Genomic DNA, 14,948 nt, shown 5'->3' on the forward strand with positions numbered 1-14,948 from the left:
CTTCTGGCAACCGGTCGCTAGCGGAATCTGGAGTGTTTCTTGGCGGTGCGGTGGAGTTGCCAGGTGGGGAGGAGGAGCAGTTCGTCGAGGTTCGAGAGGTCGTCGGCGTGGCTGTGGAGGTAGCGGCGGATTCCGTTGGAGTTGACTCGGACGCGGGGGCCGCGGGTGCCGTCGGAGCGGCGGACGAAGGCGCGGCCGGCGCCCTGGTCGAGCCAGCGGACGAAGTCGGCCAGGGACGACTCCTCCGGATCGAGGCTGCCAGGATCCCAGCGCACGGCGACGATGTGTTCCAGGTCGGGCTCTCCGTCCAGCCCGATCGCGGTCACGTACAGCGTGGTGTAGCTCGCCAAGCTGGCCATCGAACGGTTCCTTCAGCATGCAGGGGCGGAGGACGCAGGGAGGTCCTCCGCTTCGGAGGCTAGTCGCTGACGAACGCCGTGTGAAGTGAGTCTCAAAACGTGCGAGAGCGCGTCGCGTTTACTAGGTTAGGCTTACCTAACCTATGGAGTGCGAATCGTGACGGACCCTCGGGTCGCTGTGGTCGGTGCCGGACCGGCCGGCATCTACGCGGCCGACATCCTGGCCCAGGAGCATCCTCGGGTGCTCGTCGATCTGATCGAGCGGCTGCCCGCGCCGTTCGGGCTGGTGCGGTACGGCGTGGCGCCGGACCATCCGCGGATCAAGGAGATCATCAAGGCGCTGCACCGGGTCGTCCACCGCGACCGCATCCGGTTCGTCGGAAACGTTGCCTATGGCACTGATCTGAAGCTCGACGACCTGCGCCGGCACTACGACGCGGTCGTCTTCGCCACCGGCGCGACGGCCGACCGCTCCCTCGACATCCCCGGGATCGACCTCCCGGGCAGCTACGGCGCGGCGGACTTCGTCAGCTGGTACGCCGGGCATCCCGACGTAGCGCGTGACTGGCCGTTGACGGCGCGTGAGGTCGCCGTCGTCGGCGCCGGGAACGTCGCGCTCGACATCGCCCGGATGCTGGCCAAGCCGGCCGACGAGCAGCTGAGCACCGAGATCGCGGACAACGTGTACCAGGGCCTGAAGCTCAACCAGGCGACCGACGTGCACGTCTTCGCCCGGCGTGGGCCGGCGCAGATCAAGTTCACGCCGATGGAGCTGCGGGAGCTGTCGCACTCGCCGTCGGTCGACGTGATCGTGCATCCCGAGGGGTTCGAGATCGACGACGCGAGCCAGACCGCGATCAACTCCAGCAAGAGCACCCGCCTGGTCGTCGACACGCTCCTGAAGCATCTCGACGCCGAGCCGACGGGCGCGCCGCATCGGATCCACATCCACCTCTGCCAAGCGCCGGTCGAGGTCCTGGGCACGGACCGGGTCGAAGGTCTCCGCACCGAGCGGATGCAACTGCAGGGCGACGGCACCGTGAAGGGCACGGGGGAGTACGTCGACACTCCGGTGCAAGCGGTGTACCGCGCGGTCGGGTACCTGTCGTCGCACCTGCCGGAGATCCCGTTCGATCATCACGCCGGCCTGATCGCCAATGACCGCGGCCGCATCCTCGACCTGGACGGCGTACCGCTGCCGGGGTTGTACGTGACGGGCTGGATCAAGCGCGGCCCGGTCGGCCTGATCGGTCACACGAAGTCGGACGCCGCGGAGACGATCGCCAGTCTGTTGCAGGACCTCGACCTGCTCCCGTCGCCCGAGCTCGGCGACCCCGATGCGATTCTCGAACATCTGGCCGGGAGCACTGTCGTCGATGCGGCCGGCTGGTCGCGGCTCGACGCCCACGAGATCGCCCTGGGGCAGGCCCAGGGGCGCGAACGCGTGAAGGTTGTGCCGCGCGCGGACATGCTCGACGCGGCACAACCTCCCGTCAGCGGCGGCTAGCGGTGAGGGCGCTGACGAAGGACGCGGCGGCCTCGTAGGTCAGTGGTGGCTCCGGGTTCCAGGGCAGCACGTTGCCGGCGCGTACGCCGGGAACCTCGGACCATCCCGCGATCGTGGCCAGGCGATCGGCGCCGAGCGAGTTCGGGCGCTGGTCGTACAGCACGATGTCAGCGGGATGCCTCGTGGCGAGCTCGTCCCACTTGACCACTTCCCAGCCACCTGCCGTGGTGGTCGGCGTGAACTGGACACCCGCGTCGGCGAGCAGGCGAAGGCTCGGCCAGTAGGCCGGGTTCGCGACGTACGCGTCGGTGTCGGTGCCGCCGGAGAGAGCGACCACCTGCGTCTCGTCGGTGTGATCTCAGCGTGGGCGGGCCGTCGACGCGCGTTCTATCAGGTGGACGAGGAGGGTGACGGCTTCGGCGGGATGCTCCTGTTGCTCGATCGTCGCGAGCAGACGGCGTACGGCGATGGCTGCTTTCTGGGGGCGGATCAGCCACACGCCGCCGAGTGCGGATCCGCCTGCCTGGACGCCGGTGATCAGGTTCCCGTCGGCTGATGCGGTGGCCGGCTTCACCGAGGCCAGCATCTAGGGCCGCTGCGTTCAGCTGACCGCTTTCAGGTCGAGGCCGATGCCGGCCGGGTTGATCAGCGTCAGGCGGTTGTGGTCGATGGTGTAGGAGGCCGTGGTTCTGAGGGTGTTCAGGATCGCGGTCTCCACCTCGGCGGTCTCGCCTGTGCAGATGCGGCCGGTGGGGGCGACGTCGCTGAAGATCAGTTCTGTGTTGGTGCGGGTGAAGGTGCCGGAGAGTTCGTTGCAACCGGTCCAGCCGGTCAGGCGGTCGCCGTCGAAGGAGATCCACGCTTGCTCGGCCCGGTAGCGGTGATGGCGCGCGTCGGCGTTGGTGATGGTGGTGAGGACGTTCCACCGGATCCCGTCGAGCGGGAAGTCGGGTTCGGCGAGCTTCCTGTCGAGCAGCCTGATCGTAGTGCCGGCTGAGGTCAGGGTGAGCTCGTCGCCGTCCACGTGCCAGGTGGGTCTGCTCATCAGGAACTCTTTCAACCATTCGTCCTGCGCCTCGCGCGCCGGTTCGCACCCTTTCGCGGTGCTGCCGAATCCGTCGATCCAGAGTCGGTCGTCGGCCAGCAACTCGCCTGCCACGACGACAGCACCGAGTCGGTTGCAACCGGTATAGATGCGGAGGACGTCGTACACCCGCGGCCCCTCGTCGTTCTGGTTGGGGACGCGCGCGAACTCCAGCCGGAGGCGCGTGCCGGGCACCAACTGCCTGCCAGTCACTTCGGTGGACAGGTAGGTGTTGCCGATCGGCGTCCGAGTCTGTCCGTCCACCCGACCGATCGTGGATTGAAATTCGCGCAAGCGGTCGAGGAGTACGTCGGGTCCACCGGCGACCTGGTCCTGGATTCCTGGTCGATGCAGCGCGAGCCGGCCATCCGAGTCGACGCGGATCATCGTGCTGGCTCCGTGTACGGCGGTCGGCGTCCGCAGATGGTCCGCGTCGATGATGAAGGTGTCGGCCGGGAACTGCGCGCGGGCTTCAGAGGCAGAGGAGGCGGGCGCTTCGCCGGTCCGGTTGGCGCTACTTCCGTACAGGAAGGGGAAAGTCAGCCACAGCGATGCCAGCGGACCCCAGACACCGTCGAAGAACACCACCCAACCGTCCTGGATGGCTGGTGCCAGCCACTCGGGCATCGCCGGGTCCGACCGGATCGGCGCCAGTACGGTGATTCGCTCCGCGAGAGCGAAGTCGACCGTCGCGAGGGTGTCGGTCCCGAGGTCGAGGAACCGGAACAGCTGATCGTGAGCGGCGGCCGTATGGACCGAGATTCCGACCGGCTGGTCGGCAGGGCGGCCCTTCAGGAGGTTCACCGCGCGGGCGTCACGGGCCACCACGCCGTACGTCATCGGACTGGGGTTGGTGACGACGACGGCCCCACCGCCGCGCAGTATCTCGATCGCGCGGAGCTGCGCGCGATCGAACTCGGGCAGATCCGCCTCGCTCATTCTCCCAGTATCGCCGGAGCGGTCGGCGGCGTCGGGTAGTTGTCGACGGTCATGGAGTTGTAGACGCGGGCGCTCTTGGTGGTGAGGCGGAGGAGCGCGCGGCTGGGGCCGGCGGGGAGGGCGGAGATCAGCCGGGCGCCCTGAGCCAGTCCGGCCATGCCGAGGCGCGACGTGGGGATCAGCGTCTTCGCGGCGCTCAGGGCTACGGCGCGACTGCCGCGGATGTGTTCGGCCATCGCGCGCTCGTACGCCGGGAAGGCGCGTTCGTGGTCGCCGCCGGCACGGGCCAGCTCCCCGGCGAGGACGTACGCGCCGACAACGGCCAGCGTGGTGCTGCCGCCGACGGCCGGCCCGGGACAGTAACCCGCGTCGCCGACGAGCGTCACCCGTCCGCGCGACCAGGTGTCCATGCGCAGTTGGGTGATCGAGTCGAAGTAGAACGCCGGCGTACGGTCGAGCTCGCCCAGCCAGCCGTCGACCTCGGGATGCATGCCGTCGAACGCGGCCCGCAGCAGTTCCTTCTGCCGAGGTACGTCGCGGTGGTGGTAATCGAGCTCATCGCTCCGGAACAGGAACAACGCCCGCGCATCCTCGATGTGCCGCGCGCCGTACATGCCCGCAGTACGGCCGACAGCGGTGTGGATCAGCAGCTCGCCGTCGAGGCCGGCGGTGTTGGGCAGCGTCAGTACGCCGAGGTACGCCCCGATGAAGGAGCTGAACCGCGACTCGTCGCCGAAGACGATGCGCCGAACGTTGGAGTGCAGCCCGTCGGCGCCGACGACGAGATCGAAGCGGCGCGGTACGGCGTTCTCGAACTCCACCTCACCCTCGGGCGAGATCGCGGTGATCGAGTCGTCGAAGAGGTACTCGACGCCGTCGCGGGCCGCGTCGTAGTAGATCTCGCTCAGGTCGTCGCGCAGGATCTCGACGTGGCGGTCGGAGGCGCCGCCGAAGACCTTCGTCAGATCCACCCGGACGGGACGTCGTACGCCGTCCCGGTAGAGGATCATCCGGTCGGTGCCGGTGGCTCGCTCCTCGACGCGGGGGAGCACGCCCATCTGCTCCGAGATGTCCATCGCGGGCCGGAACAGGTCCACCGCGTGACCGCCGGTCTTCCGCAATGCCGGCGCGCGCTCGACGACGGTGACGGAGAACCCGTGCCGGTTGAGCCAGTACGCGAGCACCGGACCGGCGACGCTGGCGCCGGAGATGAGAATTCGCATGAGATGCCTCCTTGGTCTCCCCTTGATCGGAGCCACCTGCCAACTTTCGACGCGTCGGCCCATCAGAATGTCAGGGAGAACCGATGGCGAGCCCGGCATCGCGGGCTGAACGGAGGCATGGTGGTCGAGCTTGCGGGGCGGGTCGTGCTTGGTCTGGCCGGGCTCTCGATGACACCGCGGGATCGATCCGCCGACCTCGCGACGATCCGGGCCGGAATTGCCGCCGGTACGACGATGCTCGACACCGCGCGGGCGTACGCGCAGGTCGACGCGCCGCTGTACGGCGAAGAGCTGGCCGCCGAAGCCGTCGACGGGACCGGCGTGATCGTCGGCACGAAGGGCGGTCACTCCCGAATCGGCCCCGACACCTGGGATGCGGATATCAGCGCCGGACGGATCCGGTCCGACGTGGAGTCGAGCCTGCGCGTGTTCGGAGGCGAGCGACTCGATCTGTACTACCTGCACCGGGTCGACCTCGCCGACCAACCCGTGGAGGACGGCGTCGCCGCGCTGGCATCCCTTCGCGACGAGGGGAAGGTGGCGCGGATCGGGCTGTCGAACGTCACGGTGGCCGAGCTCGAGCGCGCGACGGCGATCACTCGTGTCGACGCCGTACAGAATCGGCACACCGCGATGGGGCGCGAGGCGGCCGATGTCGTCGCCTGGTGCGAAGCAAACCAGGTCCCGTTCTTCGCGTATTCACCACTGCGCTCGTCGGTCCCGGCCCCACGCCTGTCCGCCCTGGCAGCTGACCGCGAAGTATCCCTGCAACGCCTGCAACTCCGAGCCCTACTGGCCTCATCACCCATCCTGTCCGTGGTCTCAGGCGCCACCCGCCCCGAAACGGTCATCGACTCCACAGCCGCCGAGTCCGAACCCTGGGACGACAAACTCCAGACCGCGTACGACGCTGACGCGGCGGCCGGCAAGTGATCTTCTGGATCGGTGGTCCAGCAGGAGCCGGCAAGACCACGGTGAGCCGTCTACTCGCGCAAAGACACGGATTCGTCTGGTACAGCGTCGATGCGCATGCCCACGACCACGAGAAGCGTGCAGCTGCGGCGGGCCTTCATGTCCTCGGTACCGGCCCAGGAGACTTCGATCGCCGGCCGATGATCCTGGAGGATGTCCAGTCTCTGGATGCATCGGTTGTCGTCGAGGGCGCGTTCGTCACGCCCCAGATGGCCGGCGTCGCCGAGAACGCAGTGTGGCTGATGCCTTCCCGCGAAGCGCAGCTCGCAAGACTCGAGGCCAGGGATCCAGGTGGTGACCATCAAGGCCTCGTCTGGGGATGGGGGCTGGTGCACAGCCAACTCGAGGGAACCGGTGCGAACGTCATCGTGGTGGACGATCAAACAGTCGAGGAGACTCTCCTGGCGGTCGAGCAGAGGTTTGGTCCGTGGCTGATGAAGTGAAGGCAGCGCATGCGGGGGAGCCTCGGTTGCCGGCTGCTGTGGGGGTGGTGGTGGCTATTGGGCTGTACGCCGTTCTGCCCAGCGCGCTGCAGATCGGGCCGCGGTTCGTGATTCCGGGGCTGGAGTTGTTGTTGTTCGTCCCGTTGGTGCTGGCCAACCCGCGTCGGATGAGCAAGGAGAACCGGCTCCTGCGGCGGTTGTCGATCGGGCTCGTACTCCTCATCGCGTTGTCCAACACGACCGCTCTCGTGCTGCTGATCCGGTCGCTGGTGGTGGGGGAGGCGACCGCGGGAGCCCAGTTGCTGGCGGCGGCGGGACAGGTGTGGCTCACGAACGTGCTCGTGTTCGCGCTCGCGTACTGGGAACTCGACCGGGGCGGACCCGTCACCCGGTTCCGGGTCGACCGACCGGGACTGCCCGACGCCGACTTCCGCTTCCCGCAGGACGAGGACCACGACGCGATCAGCGAAGTCGCGAAACGGTCATCGGCGAAGTCCGGCTGGGCTCCGGGCTTCATCGACTACCTGTACGTGTCCGTCACCAACTCGTCAGCCTTCAGCCCCACCGACACGATGCCGCTGTCCGTTCGCGCCAAGCTGCTGATGGCCGTCGAATCGGTCTCGGCGCTGATGCTCTCGATCCTGGTCGTCTCCTTCGCGATCGGCCTGCTCGGTCATTGATTCAGCCGGAGGTCAGGCCGCGCTTCGCCAGGGTCTGGCTGAGGCTGCCGCTGGTCTGGGCCTCGACGAGTTCGAGCGCCAGGGCTCTGAGCTTCAGGTTGCCGTCCTGTGAGCCCCGTTTGAGGACTGTGAAGGCGGTGTCCGCGGTGAGACCGTAGCGGTGCATGAGGATGCCTTGCGCCTGTCCGATGACGGTCCTGGTTCCGAGTGCGGTGCGGAGATGGGCCAGGAGTTTGGTGCTGTCGTCGTACAGCTTCACGTTGTCGAACGCGACCCCGGCGTGCAGCGCGAACAGCAGCGCGATGTCGTACGACGTACCGCCGAAGGCACTCGGTTTGGCGGAGAACAGGCTGAACGTCGCGACATCGTCACCCGCCGGAAGCGGAAGGAAGACACAGCTGCGGTAGCCGGCGTTGATTCCGGCCGCGGCGAACTGCGGCCAGCGGTAGTCCACGGCCAGATCGGCGATCCGGCGCGGCTCGGCGTACGTCAGCGTGTCGTACACCGGACCGCTCTTGGTCGTCAGCTCGGCGTCGAGCGCCGACCGCGCCGGTTCCGAGCCCGGGTCCGCGGTCTTGTGATGTCGTGCGACGATCTCGGGCTGTCCGTCCGCGAGCACCGTCAGTGCTGCCTCGTCACAGTCCGGCACGGTCTGCACCATCCGGCGGACGAACCGCGACAAGGTCGTGCTGACGTCGTCGTCGTCGACCAGCCGACCGATCTCGGCCAGCTCCTGCGCCAGCTCCAGAATCCCCTCCACCTGCCACCACCCCCTCGTTCGTTCTTCACATCCTCGTACGCCGCGACCCCGAGCACGAGCACCGGGCCCGGGTCGGGCCGATGTCGCACCTGTCCGGCCGGTGTTCGACCGGGCTGCCCGCGGGTACCTGGGGGTGGATGATCCAGGAGGAGCACGCGATGTCCGCTCGCTCCGGTGGAGGGGATGGACAGATGAGCTTTCAACCCGGTGACGACGTCGCGGCCGCGACCGACCTCGGCGGTTTCTGGCAGGGCAAGATCCCGGCCGGCACACCTGGCGTGATCGACGACGTCGAGGAAACGGACACGGTGTTCACCGTCACGTTCACCATCGTCCAGGAGGACCTGCTCACCCCACACCGAACAACCGTGACCGGGGTGAGCATCACCGAACTCGAGAAGCACTGAGGCGCGCATGGAGTGAGGTGCTGGGGGCACTGGGGCTGCACACCACGAAAGGGGAGCGAGATGGCTATGGACGACAAACTGCGGAACGCGGCCGAAGAGGCGAAGGGCAAGGTCAAGGAGAAGACCGGCGAGGCGACCGACGACCGCGACCTGGAGGCCGAAGGCAAGACGGACCAGACGAAGGCGAACCTCAAACAGGCCGCCGAGAAGGTCAAGGACGCCTTCAAGGACTAGCGGCGTTCACCCGGCCGACTCAGGTGTAGACGAGTTGGGCTGTTGCCTCGCAGGTGGTGGACGCGACGATGCGGATCCAGTGGGCGCTGAAGCCGGTGGGGAAGACGAAGGCCTCGTAGCCGTCGGCGCCGACGGTGATGGTGCGGTAGCGCCGGAAGCTGCCGGTGCCCAGGAAGTCGACCTCGACGTCGAACTGTACGTCGGTGCCGGCGTCGTGGGTGAGGTGCAGACACTTGTGTTCGAAGCCGGTCATCAGGTACGGATCGGACGGAACGCCTGCCTCCACAGGGGTTTCCCACCACGGACCGCCCCAGCCTTGCGGTTTGCCCCACTGCCACAGATCGTCGGTCTTGCCGAACCACAGGTTCGCTTGTGGCTGGCCGGCGACGGGGTTGCTGTCGCCGATCGGCGTCGTCTGGTCCCCGGCCAGGACCAGGAGTCCGTTCCAGGAGCAGAAGTCGCCGACGACTCGCAGGTGGGAGGCGATCGGCCGGATGCCCCAGACGGCGTTCGCGTACGTGAGCGACGGCAACTCGTAGAACATCCCGCTCGCGTCCATCAGCAGGCGCTCGGATTCCACCTCACGGATCCGCGGCCACTCCGTCGTGAAGGCGTGGTCCTGGGTGTGGGTCGACTTGGGCAGGCGGTACACCTTCCATCCCGTCTCCGGCAGGTAGACGTGGAAGAGCGCCGACGCGCGGTCCTGACCGACGGCGTACAGGCCAGGGCCCATTCCGTTGGCGCTGCTGAGGGTGTTGAACTGGGTCTTGGCGAGGACGTTCCAGGTCGTGCCGTCCCACTCGGCCAGGCGGCCGTCGCTGTGGCCGGCCAGGAAGTCCTTGTCGTAGTAGGAGTTGTTGACCACGACGACCCGGCCGTGGCGGGTGTACATGTCCTTGAAGTGCGGGTAGTCGTGGACGTCCAGCTCGTCGAGCAGGTTGTAGAGCTGGGTGACCTCGAGAGTGTGTACGTCGACCTCGAAGAACTCACCTTCCATCCCGAGCACGTAGACCTTGCCGGCCTCGTCGGTGAGGTGCCGGGCGGTCGCGGTGAGTCGGACGTCGACCAGCGCGTCGATCGTCTTGACGTTGCCGTCGACATCGATCACGTGCGGTCCGATGAAGAGCTGGTTGCTCTCCTTGTGGACCAGGCGATTGGCGTAGGTGCCGACGACGCTCGCGGGATGCTTCGTGATCTCCAGGTCGTCGTCGATCGAGAACAGGCCGGTGCCGCCACCAGTACGGCGGGTGTGTGCGACGTACGTGATCATCCACAGCCGATCGGCCCACGGCATCAGCGCCCCGATGCCGGTCTCGCTGCGAGGAATGTGGTCCGCCTTGACCGCGAGCCGCGGCACCACACCGCTGATGGAACTGTTGCTCATATCGCTCCTCCTGAAGAGGTCTGGACTGCTGAGCTCAGAATGGTGCATTCATAGCACCAAGCTGGTGCTACCTTAGCATCACGATATGGCCGCGCAAGGGCCCGGAATCGACCGGTCCGATGGACGGTGGGGGGCTGTTACGGCCGGTGGATCGCGTCGTCCGCGTTCTCGATCCGGCGGGCGGCCTCGGCCACGCGCTCGTGGATGCGGGCGACGTCGCGGTCCTTGAAACGCCCGGCGACGCCGATGGCGGCGTTGTCGCCCTTGAGTGCGACGCCGAGGGTCCGGAGGCCGCTCGATTCCAGCGTCTGCGTCAGGGCATAGCCCTGCTCGCGGACCTGTGCCAGTTGCGCCAACAGCCCGTCGTCACCGTCCAGCCCAACGGTCCGTGGTGACGACATACCGCGAAGACGATGCCCGTCGGTGTAGAGCTCGCGGACCTGCTCGTCAGGCCACTCCGCGAGGAGCACCTGACCGAGACCTGACGATGCCGCGGGGTACAACGGCTCGCGGCCCAGACCCTCGCCGGCACTCTCGCCTGGACTGTGGTGGTAGAGGTAGCAGACCTGGTCGTCCCACAGGACTCCCATGGCGACCTGCAGCTCGAGGTCGAACAGCGACTCGAGCGGCTCGAGGGCGCGACGAATCAGGCCCGATCCGCGCATACTCTGCGCCGCCAGCACGTGGATCGCGGGCCCAGGAAGGTACTTGCGTTGTTCGTTCTGCTGGGCGAGTCCGACGAAGGCCAGGGTCTTCAGCAGGCGGTTGACCCGGGTCGGCTCCAGCCCGAGCATCCGCCCCAACTCGCGCGATCCGACCGGCTGCGCATGCGCCGCCAGCGCCTGCAGACAAGCCAGCCCGTCGATCAACGACTGATTCGGCTGAGCCGGCTTCATGTTGCTAACTTAGCACTACGTACCGTCCTCCCAGGCCAGCGAGCTGATCCGCCAGCCGGCCGGAGTACGGACGAACTGCGTGGTCTTGTGGCCGGAGCCCTCGAACCGCTCGCCGTTCTGGATGCCCGCCTTGCGGTACTGGCTGAACCGGTGCGCGATCGACCCGTAGATCTCGGTCCGCTCGGCGACCTCCCACTCGGAGAACTCGGTCAGCGTCCCGTCGGTGAGGATCTTCTGCCGGGGCGCGACAAAGGAGTCGAGGTCGTAGACAACCGAAGTGGTCCCGGCCTGACTGATGATCGTCGCTCGCGGAATGCACACCTCGTGGATGCGCTCGGTCCGGGGCGGGCCGTCGGTGTTGGTGAAAGCGCCGAAGAACAAGCGCATCAGCTCATCGAGCTCAGCCTTGACGGCACCGGACTCGGGACGGTTCTGATCGGCGGACATCCAGCTCCATTCGCCTGACGGGATGGGGGAAATGTATCGCGACAGGCGCTTGTTTGAATGCGGCCGGGCTGCGTATGTGTCCGGCGGGCGTGGGGTACATGTGTTGGGTAGGCAGTCAGTGGCTTGCGGTGACTGTGGGTGCCGAGGAGGTAGGCGATGTATACCCAGCACAAGATGGTGATCGAGGCTGACAACGGAGCGGAAGTGCTGTTCGTGTGCCCGCACGACAGTTGCGGTCGCCGGTTGGTGCTCAAGCGATCGGGTGGGCTGGTCGTGCTCGACCGGGGTGACTTCTTCGCCTTGCACTTCGGCGGGCAAGGGCTTGAGGTCTCGGGCGACATCGCCGGCTGACCTGCGGTTTTCTGCTTAGCGAAGGCTGAGCACCGGCGCTCAGCGGCAGTATGGGCGCCGGCTCAGCGCTGTCCCGCACCCTCGATACGAGGCGGATCCCAATCCTGGGCCGCCCGTACTAGGGGGAGTAAGTCATGCAGCAGTTCGATCCGAACGTGCCTCCGTACATCGAAGGCGAAATCACCACCCTGCAGGTCATCGACCCGGCCCTCAACTTCCCGCCGCTCGACCGGGGCAACCATGTCCTGGACCCGCTGCAAGCGTTCACGGTCAAGGTCGAGTGGACGATCAAGGGGGCGTTTGCGCCGATCTGGCTGGCGGCGCTTGGCGGCAACTGGAACGTCCAGTTGCACGCCGAGTCCCTCGGCGCCGGTCCGGAGCTGCTTCTGGTGGAGGACAACACCGTGGTGGCGAGCGGTGGGGTCCTGAACTACGCCGTAGACCTCACCGTTCCGCCGGGCACCCTGCCGGAAGGCAACCCGGGCGGCCCGGACAGCGGGATCTACAAGCTCGTGGTCTCGGTGTTCCTGAACAGCAACCTCGTCTTCGGGAGCCACGGCTACGACATGATCGGGTTCTACGAGGGCCCGATCATTCAGGTCGAAGACGCGCGGTGACCGGAGGACCGGACCCCTCCGGAGGCGAAGACAGATGAGTGCACCGCTCGCGAGTTTCCGTGAACTGAAGGGCATCGGCCCGGCTACCGAGGCCCGTCTGCACGAGTCGGGTATCTACACCTGGGAGACACTGGCCGCCGCGGCCGCCGCGCTCGCGGCGGTCCACGGGGAGGGCGAGACGCTGCGGGACGTGGCGCATGTCGTGGCAGCACGGGGGGCCGAGGAGGAAGACCGTGCCGATGGCCCCGGCCTGCCGGGCAGCGAGCGCGTCGAGGCGTTCGTCGTACGGATGGCGCTGACGGGTGAGGGCGATCCGCAGCGTTGCGGGGTGACGCACGTCCGCACGATGGCCGAACAGACCTGGGCCGGATGGACTCCGGCTCAGCTGGCCGGATTCATCGAGGAGAAGGGCGGCGTCCGGACACGGAAGGCGCCCAAGCGGGCGGAGCCGCGGCGGGTCCCGACGCCGCGCCGCCGACGGGAGGCGGCGCTCGGGGAGCCGCTGTCCCCGGATCAGGTCGTCGTTCTCGACGTCGGCAAGGTGCTCGGCGGAACGAGCCGCGACATCGACCTGGTGGTCACGAACACCGGCGCCGCCGGTGGTGACTTCGGGTACCGCGCCACGCTGGCCGCTCGCCGGTACGGGAACGGAGAGGGCTGGACCGACAGGGGAAGCCGGACCGGGATCGGCTCCCCGGCGCACGACGTGGCGCTGAAGTTCCCCGCGGTCGAACTGACCGCAGGGATCCACAGCCTGCAGTTGCGCCTCGAGGTGAATCTGCCCGCGCCGGCCAGCGGGCCTCCGGCGCTGGCGCTCGCCTAGTACGACGACGGGGCGCCGCGAGCAGCTGCTGCTCGCGGCGCCCCGTCATCGGGCCGAGCTGGTCCGGATCGTGTCGTACAGCCTGATGGTGTCGGGTGCGGGGCTGGCGTCGATCGTCGTATCGAGGATCTGCGCGCAGAACTCGTACTGCCGGAGCGCCTGGTAGGTCCGTCCCTGCTCGGCGTAGCAGCGCATCAACAGGCGATGGGCATCCTCGCGACACGGATCGATGTCGAGCATCCGGTGTGCGGTCGCGATGCAGTCGTCGGTGCGGTGGTCGGTGAGTTCGATCCGGCTGAGTCGATCGAGAGCGTCCACGAGCTTGATGCGCAGACTCTCGCGCGGCAGCAGGGTCCATTGCTCGAAGGGCGCGTCCGCGGCGAAGTCGCCGCGGTAGGTCGCGATCGCGTGCCGGTACGCCTTTCGTGCTTCCTCTTGAACGTGGGTCCGCTCGGCCGCGGCAGCAGCGGACAGGCCTCGTTCGAAGGTCTCCACATCGACTTCGACGACGAGCGTCGGGTTGATCCGGTAGGCACCGTCGGCGTACTCCACCACGTTCAGCGCGGTGACATCGAGGAAGGCGCGGCGCAGGCTGCTGACCGCGACCTGCAGTCTGTTCCGCGCGGCCGCGGCCGGCGCGTCAGGCCAGAACTCCTCGAGCAGCTCGTCGCGTGCGCAGGCGTGCTGCTTGCGGTAGAGCAGGTACCGCAGCACGCTCGTACCGCGTTGCCCGTTCCAGGACGTGACCGGCGCGCCATTGACCTGTACTTCCAGAGAGCCGAGGAGCTGCGCCTGAAGTCTGCCTTGGCGCGGCACCGCCTTCGCGGCGGGGCGATGAACCTCGCGCGGTGCCGCTCGCCCGCTGCCGAACCAGTGCCGTTTGACGGCGCGAGGCCGGGGCAGCTCCCTGCGAAGGGACGATTCCCAGATCGGCCGCAACCATCCCCATTCCTGCTCCATCGGCACCAGCCACGGCCGAAGCTGGTCGGCGGTGACCGGTCCCGTTCCCATCTGCGGATGCCAGTACCCGACCGTCGCCGCGACTTTCAGCGCGCTGCGCTGATCCGGCGTCAAACGGTCGAGGAGCGCGGTGGTGAGACAGCCGAGCAAGGACGGCACGCCGTACGACGAGGTGATGGCCTGATCCACAGCGTCCGGTGACCACAGCCGCGCAGCGGCCAGAACATCCTCGAGTACGGCGGCGTGCCGGCCGGCGCACCTCATCAACAAGGCCCGGTTCGAGGCGGACGAATAGCCATCGAGAGCCGCGGTGTCGGCGAGGTCGGAGGCAGCCAGGACGCAATCCGGGCCGCGGGCCATCGGTGGATGCAACCGGCTCTCGGCAACCACCACCAGGCGGACTCCGCGTTCGGTGATGGCCGGCCGGATCGTCTTCACCAGCCGGGTGATACCAGGAGTCACCCGGCTTCCGAGCTCGAGCACGATCACGGCACCTTCTGGCGCGCGGTCGATCTCTTCGCTCAGCCGGGGCGCAGGCAGCGGCTCGGTCCAGGGCACCGGCTCGGTGGGCGACCACCGATGCCTGCAGGCTGCCGCGAGCGAATGCGCCAGCTCTGCCGGGCGAATGTCGTTCGCGCGCAGCCACACGCAGTCGTTCCATTGCCGCCAGCCGTCGACCACGCCGGCCAACCGCTCAGCGGCGTACGACCCCGGAACCCCACGAACCACAGAGAACGGCGCCTCCGCGATCCGTTGGACCGCCGGGGTCATCACCCCCTCGACAGCCAGGGGCCGTAGAACCGGCGGCAAGTACATAACTCCCCCTCGACGCGACGTGCGCTCACCGTTACTGACCCGGAGC

General features: G+C 67.7%; 19 protein-coding genes. 9 read left to right on the plus strand and 10 right to left on the minus strand.

What is annotated here, in order from left to right; translation table 11 throughout:
• Window positions 1–17: 17 nt before the first annotated feature.
• Window positions 18–359 (minus strand): hypothetical protein, encoded by a 342-nt coding sequence (locus OHA18_RS25005; RefSeq protein ID WP_328997715.1) that lies wholly within the window; start codon window positions 357–359, stop codon window positions 18–20.
• Window positions 360–516: 157 nt separating this feature from the next.
• Between OHA18_RS25005 and OHA18_RS25010 the strand changes: the two genes are divergently transcribed.
• The gene (locus OHA18_RS25010; RefSeq protein ID WP_328997716.1) at window positions 517–1,866 is read left to right on the plus strand and encodes an FAD-dependent oxidoreductase; all 1,350 of its coding nucleotides are present in this window, start codon (window positions 517–519) and stop codon (window positions 1,864–1,866) included.
• Here OHA18_RS25010 and OHA18_RS25015 read toward each other — a convergent pair.
• From OHA18_RS25015 to OHA18_RS25030, 4 genes are read right to left on the minus strand one after another with little or no spacing between them, the layout of a single operon-like run.
• Window positions 1,853–2,203: a hypothetical protein gene (locus tag OHA18_RS25015; protein ID WP_328997717.1), complete on the minus strand. Its 351-nt coding sequence runs from the start codon at window positions 2,201–2,203 to the stop codon at window positions 1,853–1,855. The two genes, OHA18_RS25010 and OHA18_RS25015, sit on opposite strands and share 14 nt — an antisense overlap.
• A 21-nt stretch (window positions 2,204–2,224) precedes the next feature.
• On the minus strand, window positions 2,225–2,452 hold the full coding sequence (locus OHA18_RS25020) for a hypothetical protein (RefSeq protein WP_328997718.1): 228 nt from the start codon (window positions 2,450–2,452) through the stop codon (window positions 2,225–2,227).
• 15 nt (window positions 2,453–2,467) lie between these two features.
• Window positions 2,468–3,889, minus strand: coding sequence for an META domain-containing protein (locus OHA18_RS25025; RefSeq protein WP_328997720.1), 1,422 nt, complete (start codon window positions 3,887–3,889; stop codon window positions 2,468–2,470).
• Window positions 3,886–5,112: an FAD-dependent monooxygenase gene (locus tag OHA18_RS25030; RefSeq protein WP_328997721.1), complete on the minus strand. Its 1,227-nt coding sequence runs from the start codon at window positions 5,110–5,112 to the stop codon at window positions 3,886–3,888. Before OHA18_RS25030 ends, OHA18_RS25025 begins: the two co-directional genes overlap by 4 nt.
• A 117-nt stretch (window positions 5,113–5,229) precedes the next feature.
• On the opposite strand from OHA18_RS25030, the gene OHA18_RS25035 reads away from it, so the two are divergent.
• The 3 genes from OHA18_RS25035 to OHA18_RS25045 are packed head-to-tail and all read left to right on the plus strand — an operon-like array spanning window position 5,230 to window position 7,207.
• The gene (locus OHA18_RS25035) at window positions 5,230–6,045 is read left to right on the plus strand and encodes an aldo/keto reductase (RefSeq protein ID WP_328997722.1); all 816 of its coding nucleotides are present in this window, start codon (window positions 5,230–5,232) and stop codon (window positions 6,043–6,045) included.
• Window positions 6,042–6,527 (plus strand): AAA family ATPase, encoded by a 486-nt coding sequence (locus OHA18_RS25040; protein ID WP_328997723.1) that lies wholly within the window; start codon window positions 6,042–6,044, stop codon window positions 6,525–6,527. The genes OHA18_RS25035 and OHA18_RS25040 overlap by 4 nt, the downstream gene beginning before the upstream one ends.
• Window positions 6,512–7,207: a hypothetical protein gene (locus OHA18_RS25045; protein WP_328997724.1), complete on the plus strand. Its 696-nt coding sequence runs from the start codon at window positions 6,512–6,514 to the stop codon at window positions 7,205–7,207. Before OHA18_RS25040 ends, OHA18_RS25045 begins: the two co-directional genes overlap by 16 nt.
• 1 nt (window position 7,208) lies before the next feature.
• Here the strand turns inward: OHA18_RS25045 and OHA18_RS25050 are convergent, their stop codons facing one another.
• Window positions 7,209–7,967, minus strand: coding sequence for a GAF and ANTAR domain-containing protein (locus tag OHA18_RS25050; RefSeq protein ID WP_328997725.1), 759 nt, complete (start codon window positions 7,965–7,967; stop codon window positions 7,209–7,211).
• 191 nt (window positions 7,968–8,158) lie between these two features.
• Here OHA18_RS25050 and OHA18_RS25055 point away from each other — a divergent pair, with 191 nt between their 5' ends.
• The gene (locus OHA18_RS25055) at window positions 8,159–8,374 is read left to right on the plus strand and encodes a hypothetical protein (protein ID WP_328997726.1); all 216 of its coding nucleotides are present in this window, start codon (window positions 8,159–8,161) and stop codon (window positions 8,372–8,374) included.
• Window positions 8,375–8,440: 66 nt separating this feature from the next.
• On the plus strand, window positions 8,441–8,608 hold the full coding sequence (locus OHA18_RS25060; RefSeq protein ID WP_328997727.1) for a CsbD family protein: 168 nt from the start codon (window positions 8,441–8,443) through the stop codon (window positions 8,606–8,608).
• A 19-nt stretch (window positions 8,609–8,627) separates the two neighbouring features.
• Here the strand turns inward: OHA18_RS25060 and OHA18_RS25065 are convergent, their stop codons facing one another.
• From OHA18_RS25065 to OHA18_RS25075, 3 genes are all read right to left on the minus strand, one after another.
• Complete coding sequence (locus tag OHA18_RS25065; protein WP_328997728.1) at window positions 8,628–9,992, minus strand: hypothetical protein; 1,365 nt, start codon at window positions 9,990–9,992, stop codon at window positions 8,628–8,630.
• 137 nt (window positions 9,993–10,129) lie between these two features.
• Window positions 10,130–10,888 carry an IclR family transcriptional regulator gene (locus OHA18_RS25070; protein WP_328997729.1) on the minus strand — a complete coding sequence of 253 codons (759 nt, stop codon included), beginning with the start codon at window positions 10,886–10,888 and terminating at the stop codon, window positions 10,130–10,132.
• Between the two features lie 15 nt (window positions 10,889–10,903).
• Window positions 10,904–11,335, minus strand: coding sequence for a hypothetical protein (locus OHA18_RS25075; RefSeq protein ID WP_328997730.1), 432 nt, complete (start codon window positions 11,333–11,335; stop codon window positions 10,904–10,906).
• A gap of 156 nt (window positions 11,336–11,491) precedes the next feature.
• On the opposite strand from OHA18_RS25075, the gene OHA18_RS25080 reads away from it, so the two are divergent.
• The 3 genes from OHA18_RS25080 (at window position 11,492) to OHA18_RS25090 (ending at window position 13,126) form a co-directional block, all read left to right on the plus strand.
• On the plus strand, window positions 11,492–11,686 hold the full coding sequence (locus OHA18_RS25080) for a hypothetical protein (RefSeq protein WP_328997731.1): 195 nt from the start codon (window positions 11,492–11,494) through the stop codon (window positions 11,684–11,686).
• 134 nt (window positions 11,687–11,820) lie between these two features.
• The gene (locus tag OHA18_RS25085; RefSeq protein ID WP_328997732.1) at window positions 11,821–12,303 is read left to right on the plus strand and encodes a hypothetical protein; all 483 of its coding nucleotides are present in this window, start codon (window positions 11,821–11,823) and stop codon (window positions 12,301–12,303) included.
• Window positions 12,304–12,337: 34 nt separating this feature from the next.
• Window positions 12,338–13,126 carry a hypothetical protein gene (locus OHA18_RS25090; RefSeq protein ID WP_328997733.1) on the plus strand — a complete coding sequence of 263 codons (789 nt, stop codon included), beginning with the start codon at window positions 12,338–12,340 and terminating at the stop codon, window positions 13,124–13,126.
• 45 nt (window positions 13,127–13,171) lie between these two features.
• On the opposite strand, the gene OHA18_RS25095 is transcribed toward OHA18_RS25090, so the two are convergent.
• Window positions 13,172–14,857 carry an AfsR/SARP family transcriptional regulator gene (locus OHA18_RS25095; protein WP_328997734.1) on the minus strand — a complete coding sequence of 562 codons (1,686 nt, stop codon included), beginning with the start codon at window positions 14,855–14,857 and terminating at the stop codon, window positions 13,172–13,174.
• Window positions 14,858–14,948 lie beyond the last annotated feature (91 nt).

The organism is Kribbella sp. NBC_00709 (assembly GCF_036226565.1).
Taxonomy (GTDB): Bacteria; Actinomycetota; Actinomycetes; order Propionibacteriales; family Kribbellaceae; genus Kribbella.